The sequence below is a fragment of the Subsaximicrobium wynnwilliamsii genome, assembly GCF_007997225.1.
In the GTDB taxonomy this organism is placed as follows: Bacteria; Bacteroidota; Bacteroidia; order Flavobacteriales; family Flavobacteriaceae; genus Psychroserpens; species Psychroserpens wynnwilliamsii.
Genome location: NZ_VORM01000009.1, coordinates 88,945 through 111,430 on the forward strand (window position 1 = coordinate 88,945; position 22,486 = coordinate 111,430).

18 protein-coding genes are annotated in these 22,486 nt (G+C 38.8%); 14 read left to right on the top strand and 4 right to left on the bottom strand.

Annotated features, from left to right (window positions below):
• Positions 1 to 75: 75 nt before the first annotated feature.
• The 12 genes from ESY88_RS21825 to ESY88_RS09905 all read left to right on the top strand — a co-directional run bounded on the left by ESY88_RS21825 (position 76) and on the right by ESY88_RS09905 (position 15,311).
• Positions 76 to 1,422 (top strand): PKD domain-containing protein, encoded by a 1,347-nt coding sequence (locus tag ESY88_RS21825; RefSeq protein WP_147087106.1) that lies wholly within the window; start codon positions 76 to 78, stop codon positions 1,420 to 1,422.
• A gap of 7 nt (positions 1,423 to 1,429) precedes the next feature.
• A complete protein-coding gene (locus ESY88_RS09860) occupies positions 1,430 to 2,557 on the top strand; it encodes a PKD domain-containing protein (RefSeq protein WP_189702573.1) in 1,128 nt (375 codons plus the stop codon).
• Between the two features lie 245 nt (positions 2,558 to 2,802).
• Positions 2,803 to 3,654, top strand: coding sequence for a cyanophycinase (locus ESY88_RS09865; protein WP_147087141.1), 852 nt, complete (start codon positions 2,803 to 2,805; stop codon positions 3,652 to 3,654).
• Positions 3,655 to 3,664: 10 nt separating this feature from the next.
• Complete coding sequence (locus tag ESY88_RS09870) at positions 3,665 to 4,984, top strand: M20/M25/M40 family metallo-hydrolase (RefSeq protein WP_223270794.1); 1,320 nt, start codon at positions 3,665 to 3,667, stop codon at positions 4,982 to 4,984.
• 709 nt (positions 4,985 to 5,693) lie between these two features.
• Positions 5,694 to 6,977: a T9SS type A sorting domain-containing protein gene (locus tag ESY88_RS09875; protein WP_147087108.1), complete on the top strand. Its 1,284-nt coding sequence runs from the start codon at positions 5,694 to 5,696 to the stop codon at positions 6,975 to 6,977.
• A gap of 742 nt (positions 6,978 to 7,719) precedes the next feature.
• The gene (locus ESY88_RS09880; protein ID WP_147087142.1) at positions 7,720 to 8,229 is read left to right on the top strand and encodes a hypothetical protein; all 510 of its coding nucleotides are present in this window, start codon (positions 7,720 to 7,722) and stop codon (positions 8,227 to 8,229) included.
• A 1-nt stretch (position 8,230) separates the two neighbouring features.
• Positions 8,231 to 8,383 (top strand): hypothetical protein, encoded by a 153-nt coding sequence (locus tag ESY88_RS21000; RefSeq protein ID WP_189702574.1) that lies wholly within the window; start codon positions 8,231 to 8,233, stop codon positions 8,381 to 8,383.
• Entirely contained in the window at positions 8,383 to 13,194 is a 4,812-nt protein-coding gene (locus tag ESY88_RS09885) for a RecQ family ATP-dependent DNA helicase (protein ID WP_147087143.1), read from the top strand. Before ESY88_RS21000 ends, ESY88_RS09885 begins: the two co-directional genes overlap by 1 nt.
• A 129-nt stretch (positions 13,195 to 13,323) precedes the next feature.
• Positions 13,324 to 13,653 carry a hypothetical protein gene (locus tag ESY88_RS09890; protein WP_147087109.1) on the top strand — a complete coding sequence of 110 codons (330 nt, stop codon included), beginning with the start codon at positions 13,324 to 13,326 and terminating at the stop codon, positions 13,651 to 13,653.
• Positions 13,654 to 13,944: 291 nt separating this feature from the next.
• Positions 13,945 to 14,469: a hypothetical protein gene (locus tag ESY88_RS09895; protein ID WP_147087110.1), complete on the top strand. Its 525-nt coding sequence runs from the start codon at positions 13,945 to 13,947 to the stop codon at positions 14,467 to 14,469.
• Between the two features lie 9 nt (positions 14,470 to 14,478).
• Positions 14,479 to 14,853 carry a helix-turn-helix domain-containing protein gene (locus tag ESY88_RS09900; protein ID WP_147087111.1) on the top strand — a complete coding sequence of 125 codons (375 nt, stop codon included), beginning with the start codon at positions 14,479 to 14,481 and terminating at the stop codon, positions 14,851 to 14,853.
• Complete coding sequence (locus ESY88_RS09905) at positions 14,853 to 15,311, top strand: hypothetical protein (RefSeq protein ID WP_147087112.1); 459 nt, start codon at positions 14,853 to 14,855, stop codon at positions 15,309 to 15,311. Before ESY88_RS09900 ends, ESY88_RS09905 begins: the two co-directional genes overlap by 1 nt.
• 248 nt (positions 15,312 to 15,559) lie before the next feature.
• Here ESY88_RS09905 and ESY88_RS09910 read toward each other — a convergent pair whose 3' ends face one another.
• Complete coding sequence (locus tag ESY88_RS09910) at positions 15,560 to 16,219, bottom strand: Fic family protein (RefSeq protein ID WP_223270795.1); 660 nt, start codon at positions 16,217 to 16,219, stop codon at positions 15,560 to 15,562.
• 213 nt (positions 16,220 to 16,432) lie between these two features.
• Entirely contained in the window at positions 16,433 to 16,645 is a 213-nt protein-coding gene (locus ESY88_RS09915; RefSeq protein ID WP_147087113.1) for a hypothetical protein, read from the bottom strand.
• Positions 16,646 to 16,762: 117 nt separating this feature from the next.
• Between ESY88_RS09915 and ESY88_RS09920 the strand changes: the two genes are divergently transcribed.
• Entirely contained in the window at positions 16,763 to 17,074 is a 312-nt protein-coding gene (locus ESY88_RS09920; RefSeq protein WP_147087114.1) for a hypothetical protein, read from the top strand.
• 112 nt (positions 17,075 to 17,186) lie between these two features.
• Here the strand turns inward: ESY88_RS09920 and ESY88_RS09925 are convergent, their stop codons facing one another.
• A complete protein-coding gene (locus ESY88_RS09925) occupies positions 17,187 to 18,683 on the bottom strand; it encodes a S10 family peptidase (protein WP_147087115.1) in 1,497 nt (498 codons plus the stop codon).
• A 395-nt stretch (positions 18,684 to 19,078) separates the two neighbouring features.
• On the opposite strand from ESY88_RS09925, the gene ESY88_RS09930 reads away from it, so the two are divergent.
• Positions 19,079 to 21,460 (top strand): S9 family peptidase, encoded by a 2,382-nt coding sequence (locus ESY88_RS09930; RefSeq protein ID WP_147087116.1) that lies wholly within the window; start codon positions 19,079 to 19,081, stop codon positions 21,458 to 21,460.
• A 389-nt stretch (positions 21,461 to 21,849) separates the two neighbouring features.
• Here the strand turns inward: ESY88_RS09930 and ESY88_RS21005 are convergent, their stop codons facing one another.
• Positions 21,850 to 21,993, bottom strand: a complete 144-nt coding sequence (locus tag ESY88_RS21005; protein WP_189702575.1) for a hypothetical protein — start codon at positions 21,991 to 21,993, stop codon at positions 21,850 to 21,852.
• Between the last annotated feature and the right edge of the window lie 493 nt (positions 21,994 to 22,486).

The following is a 22,486-nucleotide window of genomic DNA, read 5'->3' on the forward strand; positions in this document are numbered from 1 at the left end:
GATTTGAACGAAGTCGTAAATTTTTTTACAAAAAATAATGATACTAATATACTAACGCCAATAAAAAATCAGATTATGAAAACAATTTTATACAGATACGCCATTTTAAGTCTCATGGTCTTGGCAATTTTTTCTTGCCAGAATGACGACGACACCTTGCCACCACAATCCCAAGCGGAATTTACCGTAAGCGCTTCAGAAGTGGCCATTGGCGAAACCATTCAATTTACCAACAACTCGGAAAATGCCACCGCTTACAAATGGAGTTTTGGAGATGGTACCACGTCCATGCAAGTGTCGCCAACAAAATCATATACCAGCAGCAATGTGTTTTTGGTAAGTTTGGTTTCAACCGGATCGGGAGGTTCCACAATTTCAAATATGGAAATTACCGTAACCCCAGCCAGTTCTTTCTCAGTGGAAGATGAAGAGAATTTGAGCGCCGGTTTGCCGGTACAGTTCACGAATACTTCCGTTGGAGCAACCAGTTTTAGTTGGAATTTTGGAGATGGGGCTGGCACAACTTCCGCAGAAGAAAACCCAGCCTTCACTTATGCTTCCGAAGGCAGCTATACCGTTTCGCTAACCGCAACCTCGGCTTTTGGCTCCAACACCAGCACGAAAGAGATCACTTTGGCCATGGCTCCAGAAGCGCCTGCATCGCTTTATTACATTAGTTTGGGCGATGAATTTATAAGGAACTTGACTCTTGATGGTTCGGGAACAACTACCGATCTTGTGGATCTTGTAGGCAAAGGAGGTGTTGGTCTGGCTTACGATGCCACTAACGAAAAGATCTATTTCAGTGATTTTGACACCTATCCCTTCGGAAATATTTGGAGGGCAGATCTTGATGGTGCCAACCCTGAAACCATTGTGAGTGGTATTGGTGATCCTTATGCGGTTCAAATTGATGAGGTCAACGCTAAAGTTTACTGGGTAGATGACGACGGCAATGTCTCTAGAGCTAATTTGGATGGTTCTAGCCCCGAAAATGTCTTGAATTTGCCTTCAGCACAATGGAGAGCTTTGGCACTTGATGTTGAAAATGGTAAAATGTATGCTTACGAAGTGAATAACGAAGATTTATATGAGGCTAATTTGGATGGTTCGAATCCGCAAATCATTATTTCCGGGATTTACGGTTATGCCATTGCGGTAGATACGGTAAATGATAAGGTCTATTTTGACGATCAAAATGCCGGCACGTTCAATGTGGCAAATTTGGACGGCTCCAACATTCAAACTGTGGATACCGATGGCACACGCATCTATGGCATCCAAATCGATAATGAAGACAACAAATTATATTGGTCTGGGAGGGATTCTGGAGAGTTGTATCGCGCCAATCTAGACGGGAGCGAACGTGAAGTCTTAGCCAGTGGCCTTGCGAGCCCAAGAGGAATTGTACTAATAAAATAAGATCATGATGAGATATTTTTCAATTGTATTACTGTTCATGGGTTTGGGAAGTTGTTTTGTTTCCTGTACCGACGATGATTTTCCGGTACCAGCAGCGAGCACGGTACCAAAGTTTACTTATACCATAGATAACGACGAATTTGCGCCAGCCACGGTAACATTCACAAATACCTCCATCGTGCCGCAAGCCGTTGGTGAGCCTACCTATTACTGGAACTTTGGCAATGGCGATTCTTCCACAGAGGTCAGTCCCAGCTATACGTATTTAGAGGCAGGTGCTTATGAGGTAAAATTGGTGGTGACCACCTCTGCTTCCTTGGAAGTTAGGGAGGAAATTATCACGCTCGTGGTCAAAGATCCGAATGCCGTGGGCACGCCTATTTATTTTACAAATGGGAATCAGCTTTTTCAGGGCTTGATCAATGACCAAGCGCCAATTTTCACACCTTTGGCAGACGTAGCACCTCAGGCGGCTTATGAAATCGTCTACAATGCTTCAGATGAAAAATTATACATCAGTGATTTGGATGCTGGTAAGATTTACCGATGCAACACCGATGGTTCTGATTTTGAAGATTTCAGAAGTGGTTTAAGTGATCCTATTGGCATGGCTATAGATTATGATGCTGACAAGTTGTACTGGACAACGGGTTCTGGAATTCAAAGCACCGATTTGGGAAGTACCGATGTCAATGACAGGGAAGATTTTGTAACCGGTCAAACCAATGATCCTGAAGGTGTCGCGATACACGCACCAAGCGGGAAATTATTTTGGGGCAATTACTCTGGTGGCATTTGGTCAAAAAACCTAGATGGGTCCAATGAAACCTTGGTTATTCCAGATATTGAGACCGGCAGCATGAGCGTGATTGGTGATCGTATCTATTATGACGAATATGTGGGGTCTGGCGATATTCGCATTAAATCTGCAGCCTTAGACGGTACCAACATCACTACCATCGCTACGGGAATAGGACGTGTGGTTTACGGCATTGGTTTCGATGCCTCTGAAAATAAGATGTATTGGGGCGACCGCGATACAGATGCGCTTATGCGCGCCAACCTTGATGGCTCTGAAACCGAATTGTATTATCAGGCTTCAAGCGATACTCGGGGGATTGTGATTATCAATTAGTCAAGACTGCTGTTTGGGTTGAGACTATAAGAATTAAGAACAAAGTACAAAGTACTAAGAATTAAGAAAGCGTCTTGTGGGCGATTGGGAAAAGACTTGATTCTGGATAGTTGATGAGCAGCTTATCTAGAACCTTTCAGTTTTTCAAAACCTGAAAGGTTTGAATTGGAAACCATTGATTGTGATCGAACTACAACATGAAATTCCGTGATTCTAATGCAACACATACTAATTTTAAAAAGGAGATGATTTTGAAAAATATACTATGTTTAGTCGTAATGCTTATTGCTGGGTTTCAGTTTTCAGCTTGCGCTCAAGAATCTGATGCCCAAGGAAAATTGGTCATTATTGGCGGCGGCTCAAGACCTGCGGCGATGATTGATCGCATCATCAAGGAATCTGGCATTGATAAAGAGGGCTACGGCATTATATTGCCCATGTCGAGTGTGGAGCCAGATTCGGCAGTCTATTACGCCAAAATGCAGTTCACAAAAGTGGGAATCAATAACGTTCACGGCTTGCAGTTTGCAAAGGGAGAACGCTTGGGTTCAGCCAAATTGGATTCCATTAAAAAGGCCAAACTGATTTATATTTCAGGAGGCGATCAAAACCGATTTATGGACATCGTTGCAGGAACCACTGCGGAAAAGGCGATTCATGAGGCTTATGAGAATGGTAGTTTGCTCGCAGGAACCAGTGCCGGAGCAGCCGTAATGAGTAAAATGATGATTACCGGAAATGAACTGAAGCATCCAGAATACGCATCCACTTTTAGAAACATCGAATCTGAAAACATTGAATTGAAAACAGGTTTGGGCATGCTCAACAACGTGCTCATCGATCAGCATTTTGTGAAACGCAGTCGTTATAACCGGTTGATTAGCGCTGTGATTGAGCATCCAGAGCTTATGGGGATTGGGATTGACGAGTCTACAGCCATTTTGGTAATTGGTAAATCGGCTGAGGTTATTGGGGAGTCGCAAGTGATCGTATTTGAAAATCCCGATCGGTCCAAAACAGAAAAAAACGGGAAGTTGGGTGCCCAAGGTCTGGCATTGAATATCTATCTTCCCGGCGACAGTTTTACACTAAAATAAACACATGATTTTGAACACACAATTAAAACAGATTAGCCTTTTTGCAAGCTTAGCATTCTGTACCTTGAGTATGGCACAACAAGACAAAATGGAAAAAAAGATTCTGAAATCGGTAGATAAGCACCTAGAGGCCTCCATAGCACTACTTAAGAAAACGGTCAACATCAACAGTGGCACCATGAATTTTGAGGGTGTGCGAGCCGTTGGAACCCTATATAAAGAAGAACTCGACCAGCTTGGCTTTGAAACGCAATTGACTTCTGGAGAAGCCTACGATCGCGCAGGCCATCTCATCGCCAAGACAACCGGTAAAAAAGGGCCAAAATTCTTGATGATCGGGCATTTGGATACGGTTTTTGAATTGGATAGTCCGTTTCAAGAGTTCATCATGCTAGACGATTCCATGATGAAAGGACCTGGTGTTGCCGATATGAAGGGTGGCGATGTCATCATCATTTTAGCCATGAAAGCCTTAAAAGATGCTGGCGTTTTGGAGGACATGTCTGTTGAAATCATCATGACCGGTGACGAGGAAAAAAGTGGTTCTCCGCTGGAATTATCCAAAAAAGACCTCATAGATGCTGCCAAACGTGCTGATATTGCGCTGGGTTTTGAAAACGGGGATAACAATCCGAAAACCATTGTGGTGTCCCGAAGAGGGTCTTCCGATTGGCAATTGACGGTTACAGGGCAGCCAGCCCATTCCTCACAGGTGTTTTCAAAAGAGGTTGGCGTAGGCGCTATTTACGAAACCTCACGCATCCTCAATGAATTTTATCTGCAATTGGCCAATGAAAAGGACCTGACCTTTAATCCCGGATTTATATTAGGCGGAACAGATATCACAATCAACGACGACCTCACTGGCGGAACAGCTTTCGGTAAAAACAACGTCGTAGCAGAAAAAACGGTGGTGCACGGCGATATTAGAGCAGTTAGCCCAGAACAGTTGAAAAAGGCGCAGGACGTCATGACGAAAATCGTTCAGGCGCATTATCCCAAAACCACTGCGGAATTGATCTTCAATGATGAAGGGTATCCGCCATTAGCTTTAACCGAAGGCAATACCAAACTTTTGGGCATTTACGATGGCGTAAGTCAGGATTTGGGATTTGGTCCGGTGGAAGCCGTGAACCCGAGAAATGCGGGTGCCGCCGATATCTCCTTTACTTCAGGTCATGTGGAGATGGCACTCGACGGACTAGGCCTTACCGGTGGTTCTGGCGACCATACCATTGAAGAAACCGGCGATCTCAATACAATTGCCACCCAGGCGAAAATTACTGCGGTTTTGATGTATCGGTTGATGAAGAAGGAACTGGGGGAATAGAGAGGGTAGAGTTTTGAGCTGTGAGCTTTGAGCTGTGAGATGTGAGCTGTGAGTCGTGAGCCATGGAAAGGAAACTAGATGCTAGAGGATAGAGTCTAGACTTGAGGCTGACTTGATGAGTGGTATATTGGTTTGATTTGATTAAGAGCCAAGAGCCATGAGCTTTGAGCTATGAGCCTTGGAAAGGAAAATAGAGGATAGAGGGTAGAGGCTAGAGGTTAGACTTGAGGCTTACTTAATGAATGGCTTATTAGTTTGATTTGGGAATTGTGGGCTTTGAGTTGTGAGCTGTGAAAAAGAAAATAGAGGCTAGAGGCTAGAGTCTAGACTTGAGGCTGACTTGATGAGTGGCATATTGATTTGATTTGATTAAGAGCCAAGAGCCATGAGCTTTGAGCTATGAGCCTTGGAAAGGAAATTAGAGGTTAGAGGTTAGACTTGAGGCTGACTTAATGAATGGCTTATTAGTTTGATTTTGGAATTTTGGGCTTTGAGCTTTGAGCTGTGAGCTGTGAAAAAGAAAATAGAGGCTAGAGGCTAGAGGCTAGAGTCTAGACTTGAGGCTGACTTGATGAGTGGCATATTGATTTGATTTAGAAAACTGGATTTTGGAATTGAGAGCTAAGAGCTAAAGGCCAATAGCCAAGAATAAGACTTGATGCTGACTAACTAATTGACATACATAATTAAACATAAAAATAATTGACTCATGAAAAAAACACTACTCATTTTAGCACTCAGTTTAAGTCTGGGTGTTTTTGCCCAAAATTATACCGAGTATACCACGGGCAGCAGCACAGATATAAGCACTAACCATGAAGCAGGCATTTGCTTGATGGGTGGCGCTACGGAAAATGATGAGGCCATGCTTTGGTTTCTCAATAAGGCCAATGGTGGTGATGTGCTGGTGTTGCGCGCTACTGGTAGCGATGGCTACAACGATTATTTTTATAGTGATTTGGGCGTGACCCTCAATTCGGTAACCACCTTTGTGATCAACAACGCGGCAGGGGCGACCGATCCTGTGGTTTTGGCTAAAGTGGCCAATGCAGAGGCGATTTGGTTTGCTGGAGGTGATCAATTTGATTATGTCTCTTACTTTAAGGACAATGCCATGGAAACGGCGCTCAACGAATTTATCAACGTGAAGCAAGGGGTGATTGGTGGTACAAGTGCGGGCATGGCAATCATGGGAAGCTCTTATTTTTCTGGGGAATTCGGCACTGTGGAATCCGATGTGGCTTTGAGCAACCCTTACCATCCCCGAGTGACCATGGGCTATAATGATTTCTTGGAAGTGCCGTTTATGGAAAACGTCATTGCCGACTCCCATTTTGCCGACCGTGACCGTCAGGGTCGTCAAAGCGTGTTTTTGGCACGATTTGTACAAGATAATGGCACGCGCTCCTTTGGGATCGCCTGTAATGATTATACCGCGGTATGTGTGGAGCCCAACGGAAAAGCTTACGTTTACGGCGAATATCCCGATTATCCGGAATACGCCTACTTTTTACAAGCCAATTGCGTTTCAGATTATGCACCAGAAACTGTTGAGGCCGGAACTCCTGTTACTTGGAACCGAAATGGCGAGGCCATGAAAGTCTATAAAGTACCGGGTACTTATGGGGGTCCCAATTATTTCGACTTATCCGATTGGGAAACTGGTTTTGGTGGCACTTGGGAAAACTGGTCCATAGATAACGGCACACTTTCAATGCTGGAAGGTACTAATCCGCAGTGTGCGACTTTGGATGTTTCAGAAGTGGTAGCTAACACCATCAAAGTGTATCCGAATCCGTTTGATAACCTGATTCAATTGGAATCGGTTGCTCCAATTTCCGAAGTCCTGCTCTACGATATTTTGGGTAATGTGCTCCCAATTCAGCTGAAAAATGACACTACAATCGACACCTCGAACCTAAGTTCAGGCCTCTATATTTTAAGATTGAAAACAGCATCAGGACAACAAACACTGAAGCTTTTGAAACGCTAAATCGGGACTTTTGGTTCTTGAGGCACGTTACAATTAGCTAAAACTGCGAATGCGCTTATTTTAGTGGTAGGTGTAATGCATCGAAACACCGCGAATTCATTTTTTTGAGTAGATCCGAGGAATTTGCGGGAGTTGCTTTTACATGCGCTGTTCATGGGTTGTTGTCATTCGGGCTAGTATTGAAATGGAAACATAGTTTCATTTTCAGTACTGTTGAAAATACCTGCATTCCATCCAATAGATCCCATTTGCCCATTCTGATAAATCTTCGGGCGGTGCAGTATTGTCCTTTGTTCTGCATATTTTTATATTTGTTTCTGCGCTCAAAATCTCGTGCTTACTATACCTTGAGGCAACATAATCTTCAGCGGTTTTTGAGCGCTGTTTGTTTACTGAGCAGATGCATGGGGTGTTAAATTTTTTAGAGGTGTTTTAAGATTATAGATATTTTTTAGTATCCTAAACCCTAAACCCTAAAACAAGCTTTCAGGTTCCAGATGCGAATCGAAAGTTTTAAAATTATAACATTCCATTAAGGCTTTGAAAATACGATTTTCCTTAATCTAACCCTTAGAACATACCGCAATTTTTACTTTGATGCAAAAGATCTTTTATGTCTTTTGAGCCTTAAAACTAATGCTTAGTTAAGGATATCGTATATCGCAATATGCGATATTATAGTTATGAATTTTAATATATAACAAAAATTAGCTTATTATTACATATCGCAATACGCAATATGATGAAAAGCAATAACACTTTAAAACCACAGGATATTTTAATTCTCTTAAAAATATGCACTTTAGAAAAGCAAAAATGGTTTCAACATACACTTGCAGAAGATTTAAATATTAGCCAGTCCGAAATCTCCGAATGCTTATCAAGATCAAAATATTCAGGATTAATAGATGCAAGTCGCAAGCGAGTGAACCTGCTCAATTTGTTAGAGTTTTTACAATATGGAATTAAATATGTTTTTCCACAACAACCTGGTGCTCTTGTAAGAGGTATTGCAACTGCTCATTCGGCACCACCATTGAATAATAAAATACAAAGTGACCAGAATTATGTTTGGCCTTACGCTAGGGGCAATATGCGTGGGCAAGCTATTCAGCCATTGTATAAATCCGTGCCCAAAGCGGTATTAAACGATCAAAATTTACACGAGATTTTAGCGCTAGTAGATGCCATTAGAGTGGGTAAAGTACGAGAACAAAATTTAGCTATTTCACTTTTGAAAGAAAGATTGTAACATGAATAATGATACCCAAACCGTCGTAATTATAAGTATCTATGCTCGAGATGAAGGTGCAGAATTATCAAGAGTATCAACCGATGTTGATATATATGGACAGGTTTCGAGTATTGGAGAAATGGAAACATTACAGCGTATCAATCAATTATGATGAATAAAGTTCTATATATAGACATTGAGACTACCAAACAAGGAAAAATAAAGGATATTGGCGCTCTTTTTAATGGACAAGAATTACATGAAAGTCAATTTACGAAACTTAAAAGTTGGATACACCAAGCAGAATATATCTGCGGTCATAATATAGTTGCACACGACATTCCTTTATTGGAAAGGGTACTAGGAAATGACATTTTTAAACATAAAAAGATAGTTGATACACTATTATGGTCCACACTATTATTTTGTGATAATCCTTACCATAAACTTGTAAAAGGGTATAAAATCGTTAACGATAGTGATTATAACAACCCCTTATCAGATTGCAAATTAACAAGGCAATTATTAATAGATGAACTCAATAGATTCAAGGAATTAGAAGAAAATGTACAGCAAATTTATGTCAGATTACTTACTGGATCTGATGCGTATTCGGGTTTTTTAGAGTTGATTGATTTTCAGATGAGCAATCTAGATGCTGCTACTGAAATAGTAAATTTATTTAAAAGTAAAATTTGCGATAGCTCCAATATTTTTCAATTAGTAAAAGAATATCCTATTGAATTAGCTTATGCTTTTTCATTAATAAATACCAAAGAAGATAAATCTGTTTTAGCTTATTGGGTTAGTAACACACTTCCTAAAACACAAGAGATATTAGATAATGTTAGATTTAAATTTTGTGGTAAAGAAACTTGCACTTATTGTAATTCATATCTAAACCCTAAAAAAGCTTTACAAAGCTATTTTGGATATGAAGATTTTAGAAGCTTTGATCCTAATGAAGACATAAGTTTGCAAGAAAAAACTGTTCGGGCCGGCTTGAGTGCAAGATCCTTTGTGGCTGTTTTTCCCACAGGAGGAGGTAAGTCACTTACGTTTCAGTTACCAGCTTTAATGAAAGGCTCTCTGTCTCGTCAACTAACAGTTGTTATCTCTCCCTTGGTGTCGTTAATGAAAGATCAAGTTGAGAACCTTGAAAACCGTTTTGATATCACAAAGGCAGCAGCTATAAACGGGTTATTATCTCCTCTAGAAAGGCAAGATGCCATTGAAAGGGTGGAGAAAGGAGGAGTCCAACTTTTATACCTGTCTCCTGAGTCTTTGCGCTCGCCAACGATATTAAGAATTTTAAAACAGCGTTCAATAGCAAGGTTTGTTATAGATGAAGCGCATTGCTTTTCGTCTTGGGGACAAGATTTTAGAGTAGATTATTTATTTATTGCTGACTTTATTTTGAGTCTTGAAGAAGAAAGACCATTTGGGAAAATACCTGTGTCTTGTTTTACAGCAACTGCGAAGCCACAAGTAATTGAAGACATTAAAAAATATTTTAAAATAAAGCTCAACATTGAATTAGATGAGTACGTCACTAGGGCTACTAGAACTAATCTAAAATATGAGGTCATTGAAATCAAGGATTCAGACCACAAGATGAATACATTATTATCAGTGTTGGAAAATTGTGAAAAGCCTGTGATTATTTATGCCTCAAGAACTAAAAGAGTTGAAGAAATACATGGCTTAATACAGAAAGCGGGATTAAGTTCTACTTATTTTCACGGACGATTGGATAAAGAAGTAAAGAAAGATAACATGGATTCTTTCATGCATAATGAAAAGGACATTATTGTGGCTACCTCTGCTTTTGGGATGGGAGTTGATAAGGATGATGTAAAATCTGTAATCCATTATAACATATCCGATTCTTTAGAGAATTACGTGCAAGAAGCCGGGCGGGCTGGTAGAGATGAAAAAATTCAAGCTAAATGCTATATTCTATTTAATGAGCAAGATTTAAGCAAGCACTTTAGTTTATTGCAACAGACCAAAATAAATCAAAAAGAGATTCAACAAATATGGCAAGCACTCAAGAATTTATCAAAATATAGAAAAGAAAAAAAAATAAGTAATTCCGCTTTAGAAATAGCACAAAAAGCAGGATGGGATACTGAAATTCAAGAGCTGGAAACTAGAGTTAAGACTTCTATTGCTGCTCTAGAAGATCAAGGCTTCTTAAAACGAAGATTAAATTCTCCCATGGTCTTTGCAGATAGTTTGTTGGTGCCTAACTTATCCAAAGCTTTAAAAATAATTAATCAAAGCAAAAATATTACTGAAATTCAAGTTCAAAATTGCTCAAGAATTCTACAGCGAATAGTTAAAGATGATGAATGCAGAATTGATTATTTAGCAGATAGAACTGGACTAAGGCTAAAAGAAATTAGAGATGTCATTGAATTATTAAGAGAGCTTAAGATTTTGGGCGATGCCAAAGATTTAACGGCATTTATTAACCTAACCCAATCAGCAAAAAGCTCAAGAAAGACTTTAGATCGGTATCGGAAAATTGAAACTGCAATGCACCAGATTTTAACTGGAGACATTAAAATATCGATGCGACAACTAAATCAAAATATTAATGATTTAGATGTTAAATCAGAAATACATGAACTGAGGAACATTCTTAATTATTGGGAACTGAGAAATTTTATCCAAAAAAAGCGTGTTGATAGAGAGAATGACTTATACCAAATAAAAATAAAGCACTATGATTCATTAAATGAGGATATTAAATGGAGACACGAGTTGACATTAGATGTTTATGAGCTTCTTGAAAAATTCTATTTAAAGCAAAAAGAAAATCGAGATTCTCAAGATAAAAAGGACTTACCTGTAAGTTTTTCAATGTTAGAACTTAAAAACTCTAATCAACTATTCGGACAAATAAAAGAAGAAGACATTAAACGTTATGAGAAAACGTTACTCTTTCTAAATCAGATCAAATCAATAAAACTAGAAGGTGGTTTTATGGTGTCCTATAATAGATTGAACATTGAAGATATTGATAGGTCACTCCCAAGGTTTACACTAGAGAATTTCAATAAAATGAGTCAACATTATCTTCATAAAACGGAACAGATTCATATTGTTGGTGAATATGCTAAACGAAGACTTAAAAACTACGAATCTGCTTTAGCCTATGTCAATGATTATTTTAGTCAACCTTATGAAGAGTTTTTGGCTAAATATTTTCCGAGACGTAAAATGGAAATCAGTAGGCCGGTTACTCCTGAACGGTTTAAGAAAATCGCAGGAGAATTAGATATTGATCAGCGAAGTATTGTTGACGATAATAAATCAGATAACATACTGGTTCTTGCAGGTCCCGGGAGTGGCAAAACCAAGGTGCTTGTTCATAAGATTGCTAGTTTATTATTATTGGAAGATATTAAACCGGAGCAATTTTTAATGCTTACGTTTTCAAAAGCTGCTTCTCTAGAATTTAGAGCAAGAGCAAGAGAACTCGTTCCAGAATACACTGGGCTTATTAAAATCACAACCTTTCATGGCTTCTGTTTTCAACTATTGGGGCAGCTAGGAGACTTGAAAAAATCAGAAAACGTCATTCAAGATTGTATTACGGCAATTAACAACAAGGAAGTTGATATCTCATCTATAATCAATAAAAGTGTATTGCTCCTCGATGAATTTCAAGATGTAAATGCCGTTGAATGGAAACTGGTACAAACCATAATAAATAAAGCTAAAAACATCAGAGTTATTGCTGTTGGTGATGACGATCAAAACATATATGGTTTTAGAGGGTCCTCAAATAAAAATATGTTAGAATTTAGAGAGAAATACAATGCGACATCCTATGCATTAATCAAAAATTATAGAAGTAGTTCGCACATTGTTCATTTTAATAATGCATTGCTTAAAAAAATACCAAACCGATTAAAAACACAAGCGCTAGAACCTATTGATAAAACATTGAAATCCAATATTAAATTAATTAGGTACAACACTTCTTATCTAGAAAAATCCTTAGCAGAGAAAGTAATTCAAGATAATTACGTTGGCACAAGAGCTATACTGGTCAGGACTAATAAACAAGCTTTAATGCTCAATACATTCTTAAAAGAATTTGGACAAAAAACGAAGCTTATTACGGGACTTGAAGGCTTTAGTTTAGATCACTTATTTGAGCTAAGAACGTTCACAGATCATCTAAAACTGAACACAAATGATGCTGGTTTAATTTTCAATACTGAATGGGCTGATGCCAAAAATCATTTTGTATCAAAACACGATTCGAGCAGCCATCTTGATATTTGTTTAAAGCTTATTCAAAAATTTGAATTGAATTATAATAAGCAGAAACAATTAATAGATTGGTACGACTATATTCGTGAAATAAAAATGGAAGATGCCATTGATCCTGATTCCAAAGCAATTATAATTGCAACCCTGCATAAATCCAAAGGAAAAGAATTTGATCATGTGTACCTGCTCTTAGAAGACTATGATTTTGCCAAGACAGAATCTAAACGTGTGCTATATGTAGGCTGTTCTAGAGCAAAATTAAGTTTACAGTTACATTGTAACTCCTCCTTTTTTGATGAATTTGATACTAATAGTCTATCGGTAACCAAATTTGAAGGAACTACAGAGCAACCTAAACATTTTGAAGTAATACTAGGGCACAAAGACATATATTTAGGCTCTCAAAAATATTCTAAAACAGTAAATAGAATCAATACTTTAAAATCCGGGGATCAACTTATAAATGATTCCGTGCAGTTTACAGATAATATCGCAATAGGATGCGCTAAACAAGATGGAGGGAATGTGCTACTATTTTCTAGAGATTTTATGGCTAAAAAGCACGACACTTTTATTAAGGACGGTTATCAACTAGCCAATGGAAGTGTCGCCTATTTAGTGTATTGGTTTGATGCTAAAGAAGGGAAAGAATATAAAGTGGTCTTGCCTAAGTTGATGTTTGAAAAAAGATAAAATCATGCTTACATAATGTTTTTTTTCAAAGGTTAAAAAGGACGAGAAGATAGTCTTGTATAAACGAAGAGGTATTTTTTAGTGTAAAAATGATGCGTCTTATGTTAGTTTTATTTTTCTATTATGAGGTTGCCGTCCACTTTAAACGCACGCCTTGGTAATGATGTTAGCCATAATTATTCACAAATATGGCTTAGTTCAGATGCGCTTCATGAAAAAGGAGTACAGTTTGGTTTAGAATCGTTTTCGGGTAAAGGAAATACAGGAGGAAGGATGTTTGTAGGTGTTTTAGATAAGCAGCGAGAATATGATGCTATAGTAGATGGAGATAGGCGCTTAAACTCTTCTTGGCCAATTATACGAGATCTCAAAACAACAGAAGCTAATCCATTAAATTTGTCGAGTACAGCTATTTTAGGAAAATTGAGAACGAAACTGATTATTTTGAGGCTATGGTAGATACGATAGTAGAACAAACCCAAGATTTTATAGTAAGTTATCACGACTATTGTTCTAATTAACAAAGTGCTTTGCATATTTAAAAGCCTTCGGTAAAAACGATCGGGATAAAATGAATTTCTGGTAACGTACTTGCCTAGATTCGAGATGGCGTTACAACCAGCTATTAAGAAATTGAGATAAGTGATTATATTTATGAAATAATATAATGAATTGGTTTAATAAAACGCTTTATGTTAATTGTCATAAAATTAACTTAAAAGTGAAATAAATTTGTAAATTAACTTATAAGTGAATAACTTTGCGCATATAAAGCCAATAGCACAATACAAAAAAGTAGGCTACTATTCGATGTGTATTAATGATAATGAACTCTCTTTATTTGAAGAATTTATCAAACAACATACAAAAACGAACGAAAAAAAGTTAGACCATATACTTAATTGGCTGAAAGTTATAGGTAACAAATATGGTGCACAAACACATCACTTTAGACCAGAAGGCGAAACAGCCGACGCTTCTGCGCTACCACCCAAAGGAGTTGACCGTAAACCTCAATACACAGCGTATGGTAAAAAGAAAGCAAACAATTTGCGCTTATATTGTTTGAGAGCAAATGAGCACATTGTTTTCTTATTTAGTGGAGACATTAAAACAACAAATAAAGCGCAACACTGCCCCAATGTTAAAAATCATTTTAAACTAGCAAACCAAATTACCAAAGCAATCGATAATGCTTTTATAGACAAGGACATCGTTTGGAACGCTGATTTTACACAAATAGAATGTAATGAAGATTTCAAAATCTATTTCTAAACACACACTATGAAATTTCCACAAAACAACATAATTGATAATTGGTTAAACGAAAATGGTAATCCTGAAATAGCAAGATTAGTAGAAAAAAATCTTGCCTTAACAGAAAAGATTAATTCCATTTTAAAAGAACGTGATATTAAAAAAGGTGAGTTTGCTGAAATGTTAGGCAAAAAACCTTCTGAAGTATCAAAATGGTTATCTGGTACTCATAATTTAACCATGAAAAGCATTAATAAAATGGAGTTTGTTTTGGGTGTTGATTTGATTAATATCGAGCCTATTACAGAAGTTAAATACGTGTATTTAGGTTTAATTCAAGGTGGGGAAATTGAAAACGCAATGAATGATTATGAAGATTCTAATTACAATATTGCAATGTGATGTCGGAAATTAAAATAAATCCAGAAAAATTACACCTCTTTCATATTAACGTTATTGAAAGTTCAATAAAAGATTTACCCAACAAAGGTAAAATTCCTTTTAGTATTAATGTTGCACATAAAACAATGCACAATTTAAAAGATGAGCGTATTAAAATCGGGTTGCTTATTGACCTGCAAACCAACAGTTCTGAAACAAATAATGCAAACGCTCATTTTAGTATAGATTTTCATTTTCAAATAGAAGAATTAAAAAAATATTTTGAATTAAGCGAAAAGAACGAACCTGTTTTCTCAGGATTATTAATTGCAACCTTATTAGGAGTTAGCTTCTCTACTGCAAGAGGCATTATTTATGAGCGTTTATCGAATACAAATATGCAAGGAATGATTCTACCTGTTGTATCTCCTCAAAAAATGCTACTCCAACAAACGGAAGAGGATAAAAACAGAAAGTAATAAGTAAATATTCCCCACAACGCAAAGCATCAGCGTATTCCAAAAAAAACATATCTTAATATTTAAAACAGTATTGTCCAGTTAAACACCATATGGACCAATCAGTTCGAGAACAGTTTCTTAGAGACATCGACCGAAACCCCTCCAAATTTCCCCAAGGAATTAGAACTCTATTGGAAGCACGAGGAATGGGAAGCGATTTCGAAGCTGCTAAACGCCAAGAGAATCGCTATAAGAGGGCAAGAGAATTATTTAACAAGAGAACTTGGTAAGAAGGGTAAAACCTTAGAATGGTTTATGAATGAGGTAAAGGATAAAGTATAAGATTTTTCCTTCACTCTTTTCATTAAATAGTCTGTCATTCCTTCTGCGAAATAGGTTACTAAAAGGATGTCGCTCTTTTCGCTTTCACAGTTTACTATGGTTGTAATATATTCTATTTGTTCCTCTTGAGTTGTTATTTCAGGAAATATAGGTGGGCAATCATTTTGCATTAAAATAGCACCAATAATTATTCTGCAAACTCTACCGTTACCGTCAGCAAAAGGATGGAGTTCATTCAAGAACTTATTATGAAAATAGGCTATTCTTGTAAGTATGTGCTTTTCTTCCGTTGTGTTATCTATATCAGAAAACCGATTATTGAACATCTCAACCCAAGTGCCCATTACATCGATTAATCGATAATGAGCAACATATTCTTTGTCTTCAAAAAAAGGTTGTCTGAACCCACCAATTGGTATATTTCTGTAATTACCTACAAGTTCAGGTTCAAATTCCGCTTCCCAAGCAAAAGGATTGCCCATTAAACAACGATGTACTTTCTTAATAGAATCTTCAGATAAACTAAAGTTATTTAAAGAATCTAAAAGATTTTTAAGGACACTTTGATGGGCAGATATCCCCATTAGGGAATTGAGGTTAATACCTCTTATGCTTTCATTGTTTAAAAAACGAATCGTATCTCCATATTGAAGTTTGCATCTTCAGCTCTTTCAGAATAAAAAGAATAATCATTGATTAGGGAATCTCTAAATTTTGGAGTCCATTCGTTTCTTGGAAATTTTCTTGAAAGCTTGAAAGAGCTTCGTTAAATTTTAAGAAATAATCAGGCAACATGATTAGCCATTGTATTTATTAAACATAAAACGTGTCCATCTTTTTATATCGTGAGGGTAAGCAAACAAAGTATTATCCTTTTTAAAAAACGTTTTCCCAAAAAAGAATAGTTGGAAATCTTTTTTAAAGGTATTAGGAATACTATCAATAGCTACAGCTTCTTTTGTAGTTGAAAATGTTTTTAAGGATAATATGTCTTGTCTTGTAACTAACATTGGGCAAACGTATTAAATTGTTGTGAATTGTTAACAAGTCTTCTATAAATTTTAACTACAACTTATTTGCTTATAATCAGTCAGTTGCACTGTTCGGACTTTAATATCTACATCAAAATGTCTATCCATATAGTAAATATATTTGTATTAATGTGTATTCACAAACTAAAGGTAAATCAACCTTTTCTAATTCTTGAAGTTCAAGCGCTTTTTGAAATTAAAAAAAATGACTTTGAAGATAAAGTTAAACAAGATGATGGTTCTTATCTTGTCGCAAAAGGACCTGCTTTTCATTTTGCGTTGTTAGCTGTCGGCTCTGCCCGAGGGATTCTTCATACAAAAACTGAAGGAACCGCTTATAGTGGCTATTTACTTCCAACCATTGATGTGAAGCAGCTGGTAGAACAAGATGTGGTTTTTAGGCATTAGATGATTCTCTACCTAGGAATTTTGGTCCCAACGTAAATATTTAACATCAGCTTTCAGCGTTTTTGGTCATGGAATAAACAAATCGAACCATCCACCCATAATCTCACACCCTCTAATACTTAGCAGTCTTACCCTTCTGGTTCGTTTGTTTCAAAAATGCTCTAAGATCATCGTTGGAGGTCTTTAAGTCTTCTTGTCGCAGGTACATCATGTGGCCGCTATGGTAGATTTTAAAATGCATCCGGTCCTTGAGTTGTCCGCTAGGGTCAATTTGGCTCATTGAATATTTGGAGTGAAAATAGGTGGTGGCACCATCATAATAGCCGGTTTGGAATAAGATGTTTAAATAGGGATTTGTTGCCATGGCTTGTCTCAAATCTTCTCTGGTGTTATTGCCGCGGTTGTCCCAAGGCCTAACCGAACCGAACATATTATAGCTTAAGTCCGTTTTAAAATTGAGCTCCTCGCGCATGTAGTAATTGATGGCCGGGGTAAAGGAATGCAACCAGGAGGTCAGCTCCGGACTGTAATCTGGCCCGTCGCCGGCTAACTTTCTGTCGATGCCTAAATATCGCGAATCCAACCTGCCAATGGTGTTTCCGCTCTTGTCCCTTAACAGTTCTTTCCAAAACGAACGGGAAGGTAGGTCGAGATTATGTTGGAGGATTATTTTTTCAGAAATTCCGGTATAGGTCGCCATTTGCTGGGCGATTTTTTCTTTTTCCGAAGTGGAGAGTAGCGATCCTTTTGCCAAAGCCGGAAGCAAGACATCTAAAGCATAAGTTTCCACCTCAGGGAGAATGGCTTCCAATGTTTGCTGCTGAAGCGCTGGCGACAAGGCTTTGTGATACCATGCGGCTGCGGTAAAATAGGGCAGGAACAAAGAGGAAGATAGCGCGGTATCGGAGTCAAAACTCAAATAATCGGCCGGAGATACTAAGATAACGCCGTTGAGGTACATCCATTGTTGTTCTTGCAATGCCAGCGCGAGTCCAGAAACCCGAGTGCCACCGTAGCTTTCGCCAATGAGGTATTTAGGCGACAGCCAAAGATTGTTTCGGCTTACAAAATTCTCCAGCCATGACGCGAGGTATTTGATATCGGCATTGACCCCAAAAAACAAGTCGCGGTCTGGAGCTTTACCATCAATATCTAAGGTTCTGGAATAGCCGGTGTTTACAGGATTGACGTATAATATATCGGCCACATCCAAAATGGAATGCGGATTATCCTTCAAACCGTAAGGTTGCACGGGATAGCCTTCTGGGCTAATCTTTAAGATTTTAGGGCCGGTGTAAGCGATATGCATCCAAGCCGAGGCAGAGCCAGGGCCGCCGTTGAAGGAAATGAGCAAGGGTCTTTGGGGTTCTTCGGAAGTATTTTTAACGTTTTTCTTATAAAAGGTATAATGCAAGGTCGCCATGGCTTTATGGTCACTATTCCATACCGGCTGCATGCCTGTGGTTGCGGTATATTCTAGGATGTTGCCATTGATTTTAGCGGAATGCTGAGTCGTGATCGTGGTATCTGCTGGGATTCTGATCTCTTGGGCTTGGATGGCGAAGGATGATAAAACGAGTAAAAAAGTGAATTTCTTTAAAAGCTGCATAGCGTGTGGTTTTGGAATTTGAAAGCTTAAAAATACTGAATTTATAACAGGCGGTATTCAACTTGGCACTTAATACGTTGTATTCGTTTAAAACCGACTTGAAAATACGCAGTAATCGCAAAAAAGGATGAGCTGGTTTCAATCCTGAGCGCCCGATTAAAGGCTTGAGAACTCAATACGGGTTTGTCCACTACAAATCAAATAGAACCTAAAACAGATCATTTGTTCAGGAAACTAAGGGCATCGATGTTGTCTTAAGTGAGTTCTCATGAAACAATGACAAGGGCCTATTTTAAAAACTTACTGTACCTTGCGTTCAATACGAGTTTTTTGCTGTGTTTTAGATGCTATTATGGCATTAGAAGCATGGAAACTTACACACAAAAAGACAACAGATGAAAAAAGTGCTCCTATTCGGAATCCTACTTTTTTGTGGTATCATGACCATGACCGCCCAAAAGTTCAACCAATCTCCCTTGACCATCAAAGAGATCATGCAGGGTGATCAATTTATTGGCAATCTACCCTCAAATGTGCAATGGGCGGCAGACGGCCAAACCATTTATTTTGATTGGAATCCAGATGGCGTTTACAGTGATTCGTTGTATGGCTACAAGCTGAAGGACGAAAAGATTAACAAGGTCGATTTCGATACCGAATATGGATTGCCGTCGTCTTATGGCCACTTCAATGCAAACCGAACGAAGAGGCTGTACGCCAAACATGGAGATATTTTTCTTGTAGATGTCGCTTCGAAGGCAACACGTCCCATTACCCGCACCAACAGTTACGAAGGGAATCCGCAGTTCACGGCTAATGAAACCAAGATCGCTTTTGAAAAGGGGAACAATATATTTACCTGGGACATCGCTTCTGGTACCACCACCCAAATAACCGATTTTACGGATACAAAGGAGAACGATGAAAAGAAAGACAGCAAAGATGTATGGCTCTACAACGACCAACTGGCGCTTTTTGATGTGTTGCGTGAACGGAAAGAAAAAACCGATGCACGCGACAGACTTGAAAAGCGAAACGATTCAAAACAAGCGTTTGCCATCTTTATAGGCGATTTATCGGTTGCCAACCAGCAGATGAGTCCCGATGGGAACTATGTGACCTATCTCACGGTTAAAAGGGCAACGAATAAAAGCACAATCGCACCTCATTACATCACTGAATCTGGCTATACCGAAGACCAGCAGACCCGAAGCAAAGTAGGCGATACGCCAGACGCCTATAAAATGTTCATCTACGACATTGTCAATAGAAAAGTGGACACGGTATCGCTGGAGAACCTTGAGGGGCTTGATTATGTGCCCGAATATACCAAAGACTACCCCGATAAACCTTATAAGAACGATGACCGTATTGGCTACATTTCGGAACCGGTATGGAGTGCCGACGGTAAAAGCGCGCTTTTAGACATTGCCTCGAACGATTATAAGGACCGATGGATCGTACTGCTCAATATAAAGAACGGCACTGTGACGAATCTCGATCACCAGCACGACGAGGCTTGGATAGCGGGTCCTGGAATCAACAGTTGGGGGCGGTCAATAGGGTGGATGCCAAACGATCAACGCATTTGGTTTCAGTCTGAAGAAACCGGATATTCGCAGCTCTATGCCATGGATCTAAAAACCAAAACAAAGGAAGCCTTGACCACTGGGGATTTTGAAATCTATGAGCCTAAGATATCCAATGACAAAAAGCACTGGTATTTTACAGCAAACAAGATACATCCCGGTGACCGGCAGTTTTACAGTATGCCAATCAACGGTGGCGCCTTCAATCAATTGACCACCATGACTGGAAAAAATGAGGTGTCGCTTAGTCCAGATGAAACTAAGATGGCCATTTTATATTCCTATTCCAACAAACCTACCGAGCTGTATCTGAAGGAAAATCCGATGTTTTCAAAAAAGGCGGCACCTGCAAAACAGCTTACAGAATCCACCACTGAAGCGTTTAAAAAATACAAGTGGAGAGATCCTGAGATCATCACTTTCAAGGCCGAAGATGGCGCTAAAGTTTATGCACGCCTATACCAACCGAAGCCCGATGTTAAAAATAATGCTGCCGTGATCTTCGTTCACGGGGCGGGCTATTTACAAAATGCACACAAATGGTGGAGTTCCTATTTTAGGGAATACATGTTCCATAATCTTTTGGTTGATAACGGCTATACCGTCTTTGATATCGATTATCGTGGCAGTGCTGGGTACGGGCGCGACTGGCGCACCGGCATTTACCGGCATATGGGCGGGAAAGACCTATCCGACCAAGTGGATGGGGCAAACTATTTGGTCAACACCCACGGCATTGACAAAGATAAGATCGGGATTTACGGGGGTTCATACGGCGGTTTTATCACCTTAATGGGCATGTTCAACGCAGCAGACACCTTTCATGCCGGTGCTGCCATCCGTTCTGTTGGTGATTGGGCAGCCTATAACCATGGCTATACCGCACGTATTTTAAATACGCCAGTCACAGATAGTCTGGCCTACCGTCGCAGTTCTCCCATCTATTTTGCCGACGGACTCAAAGGGGACCTATTGATCCTTCACGGATTGGTAGATGACAATGTGCATGCTCAGGATATGCTGCGATTGTCTCAACGTTTGATAGAATTGGAGAAGCACAATTGGGACATGGTCTTATATCCTATGGAAAAGCACGGTTTTGCAGAGCCTAGCAGCTGGACGGACGAATATACCCGTATTTACAAATTGTTCCAAGAGAGTTTATTGCAAAAAATCAAGAAAGAATAAGCTGGTCATTTAAGGTCTAGCGTATGGCTGCGCTGGATAAGGGTTGAGTTTATTTTGAAATTCGAAGAGTTCGATGCTTCATCTAAGTGGGCCTATTTGCGCGTTTCAGATGCTAGTGTTGGGTTCTTGCTTCGCTTTTAAACCAAAAAATTCAGGCCAAAAACTTCAAGCATTTTAAGGGCGACTCGTTTTGCTAATGCTTTGGGGTTTCATTATAGAGGTGCTTTATGTCTTTAGGGCATCTGAGAACTGGCTGTGGTGTCTCAAAAAAAAATCTGCTCAAACAACAGGGTTTGGCAGATTTTCAGGTTTCACTATACATAAGCAGGCACGTCATTGTGGTTTTGGAATGCTCAACGCGGTACTTAGGTATTGATCTCAAATTTGAGTTATTCCTCTTCGTCTTTACCTGCTTTTTTTTTGGCAGCAGCTTTTTTCTTCTTGTCTATGTCAGAAGTTTCATCTTTAGCGATGCCTTTTGCATGAGGCACGGGATGTTTTCCTACGGTTTTGTCATAATTTGGTGTTTTCATAATGTTTGTTTTAAATTAATAATTGATGTATTTGAATGGTTTCTACTTTAGAAGTTTGTATTTCATTCATTGCAGGTTTACAGTTTTTAAGCTGTGGAAACCTATTGATAAAATCATCCATTTTTCTTCTGAAGCTGTAAAGCTTGGTTTCATTCTTGCTGCGGTGTCTGATTATGCCCGCCAGGCATTTTCTTAGTTCTGCCTTTGGAACTGGTAGTCAAATTTAGGGTTGCAGCCTTTCCTTTATTTTGAAGGCTCATGGCTTCAATACCCGCATTTTGATATTGATTTCCAATTTAGGGCAAGGGGCATGAACTGTATTTTCCGCTATCTGTACCAATCTGTTTTGAAACGCATGGACTTTTTATTAGCAGTTCCATTCAAAACAGTGATCATTAAACTACACTTTTTATAAATAATTTCGCTGTGCATTAACGCTATTTAACATAATATGACTAGATAATAGGACTAAAATTGTCTTTTACTGGTTTTA

Excerpts from the sequence above, each read along its gene's own strand:
- ESY88_RS21005 (WP_189702575.1), bottom strand. The coding sequence starts at position 21,993 with ATGAAAACACCAAATTATGACAAAACCGTAGGAAAACATCCCGTGCCT.
- ESY88_RS09915 (WP_147087113.1), bottom strand. The coding sequence starts at position 16,645 with ATGTTAGTTACAAGACAAGACATATTATCCTTAAAAACATTTTCAACT.
- ESY88_RS09860 (WP_189702573.1), top strand. The coding sequence starts at position 1,430 with ATGAGATATTTTTCAATTGTATTACTGTTCATGGGTTTGGGAAGTTGT.
- ESY88_RS09905 (WP_147087112.1), top strand. The coding sequence starts at position 14,853 with ATGTCGGAAATTAAAATAAATCCAGAAAAATTACACCTCTTTCATATT.
- ESY88_RS21000 (WP_189702574.1), top strand. The coding sequence starts at position 8,231 with ATGAATAATGATACCCAAACCGTCGTAATTATAAGTATCTATGCTCGA.
- ESY88_RS09925 (WP_147087115.1), bottom strand. The coding sequence starts at position 18,683 with ATGCAGCTTTTAAAGAAATTCACTTTTTTACTCGTTTTATCATCCTTC.
- ESY88_RS09885 (WP_147087143.1), top strand. The coding sequence starts at position 8,383 with ATGAATAAAGTTCTATATATAGACATTGAGACTACCAAACAAGGAAAA.
- ESY88_RS09865 (WP_147087141.1), top strand. The coding sequence starts at position 2,803 with ATGATTTTGAAAAATATACTATGTTTAGTCGTAATGCTTATTGCTGGG.
- ESY88_RS09900 (WP_147087111.1), top strand. The coding sequence starts at position 14,479 with ATGAAATTTCCACAAAACAACATAATTGATAATTGGTTAAACGAAAAT.
- ESY88_RS09920 (WP_147087114.1), top strand. The coding sequence starts at position 16,763 with ATGTCTATCCATATAGTAAATATATTTGTATTAATGTGTATTCACAAA.
- ESY88_RS09910 (WP_223270795.1), bottom strand. The coding sequence starts at position 16,219 with ATGGGGATATCTGCCCATCAAAGTGTCCTTAAAAATCTTTTAGATTCT.
- ESY88_RS09930 (WP_147087116.1), top strand. The coding sequence starts at position 19,079 with ATGAAAAAAGTGCTCCTATTCGGAATCCTACTTTTTTGTGGTATCATG.
- ESY88_RS21825 (WP_147087106.1), top strand. The coding sequence starts at position 76 with ATGAAAACAATTTTATACAGATACGCCATTTTAAGTCTCATGGTCTTG.
- ESY88_RS09880 (WP_147087142.1), top strand. The coding sequence starts at position 7,720 with ATGAAAAGCAATAACACTTTAAAACCACAGGATATTTTAATTCTCTTA.
- ESY88_RS09875 (WP_147087108.1), top strand. The coding sequence starts at position 5,694 with ATGAAAAAAACACTACTCATTTTAGCACTCAGTTTAAGTCTGGGTGTT.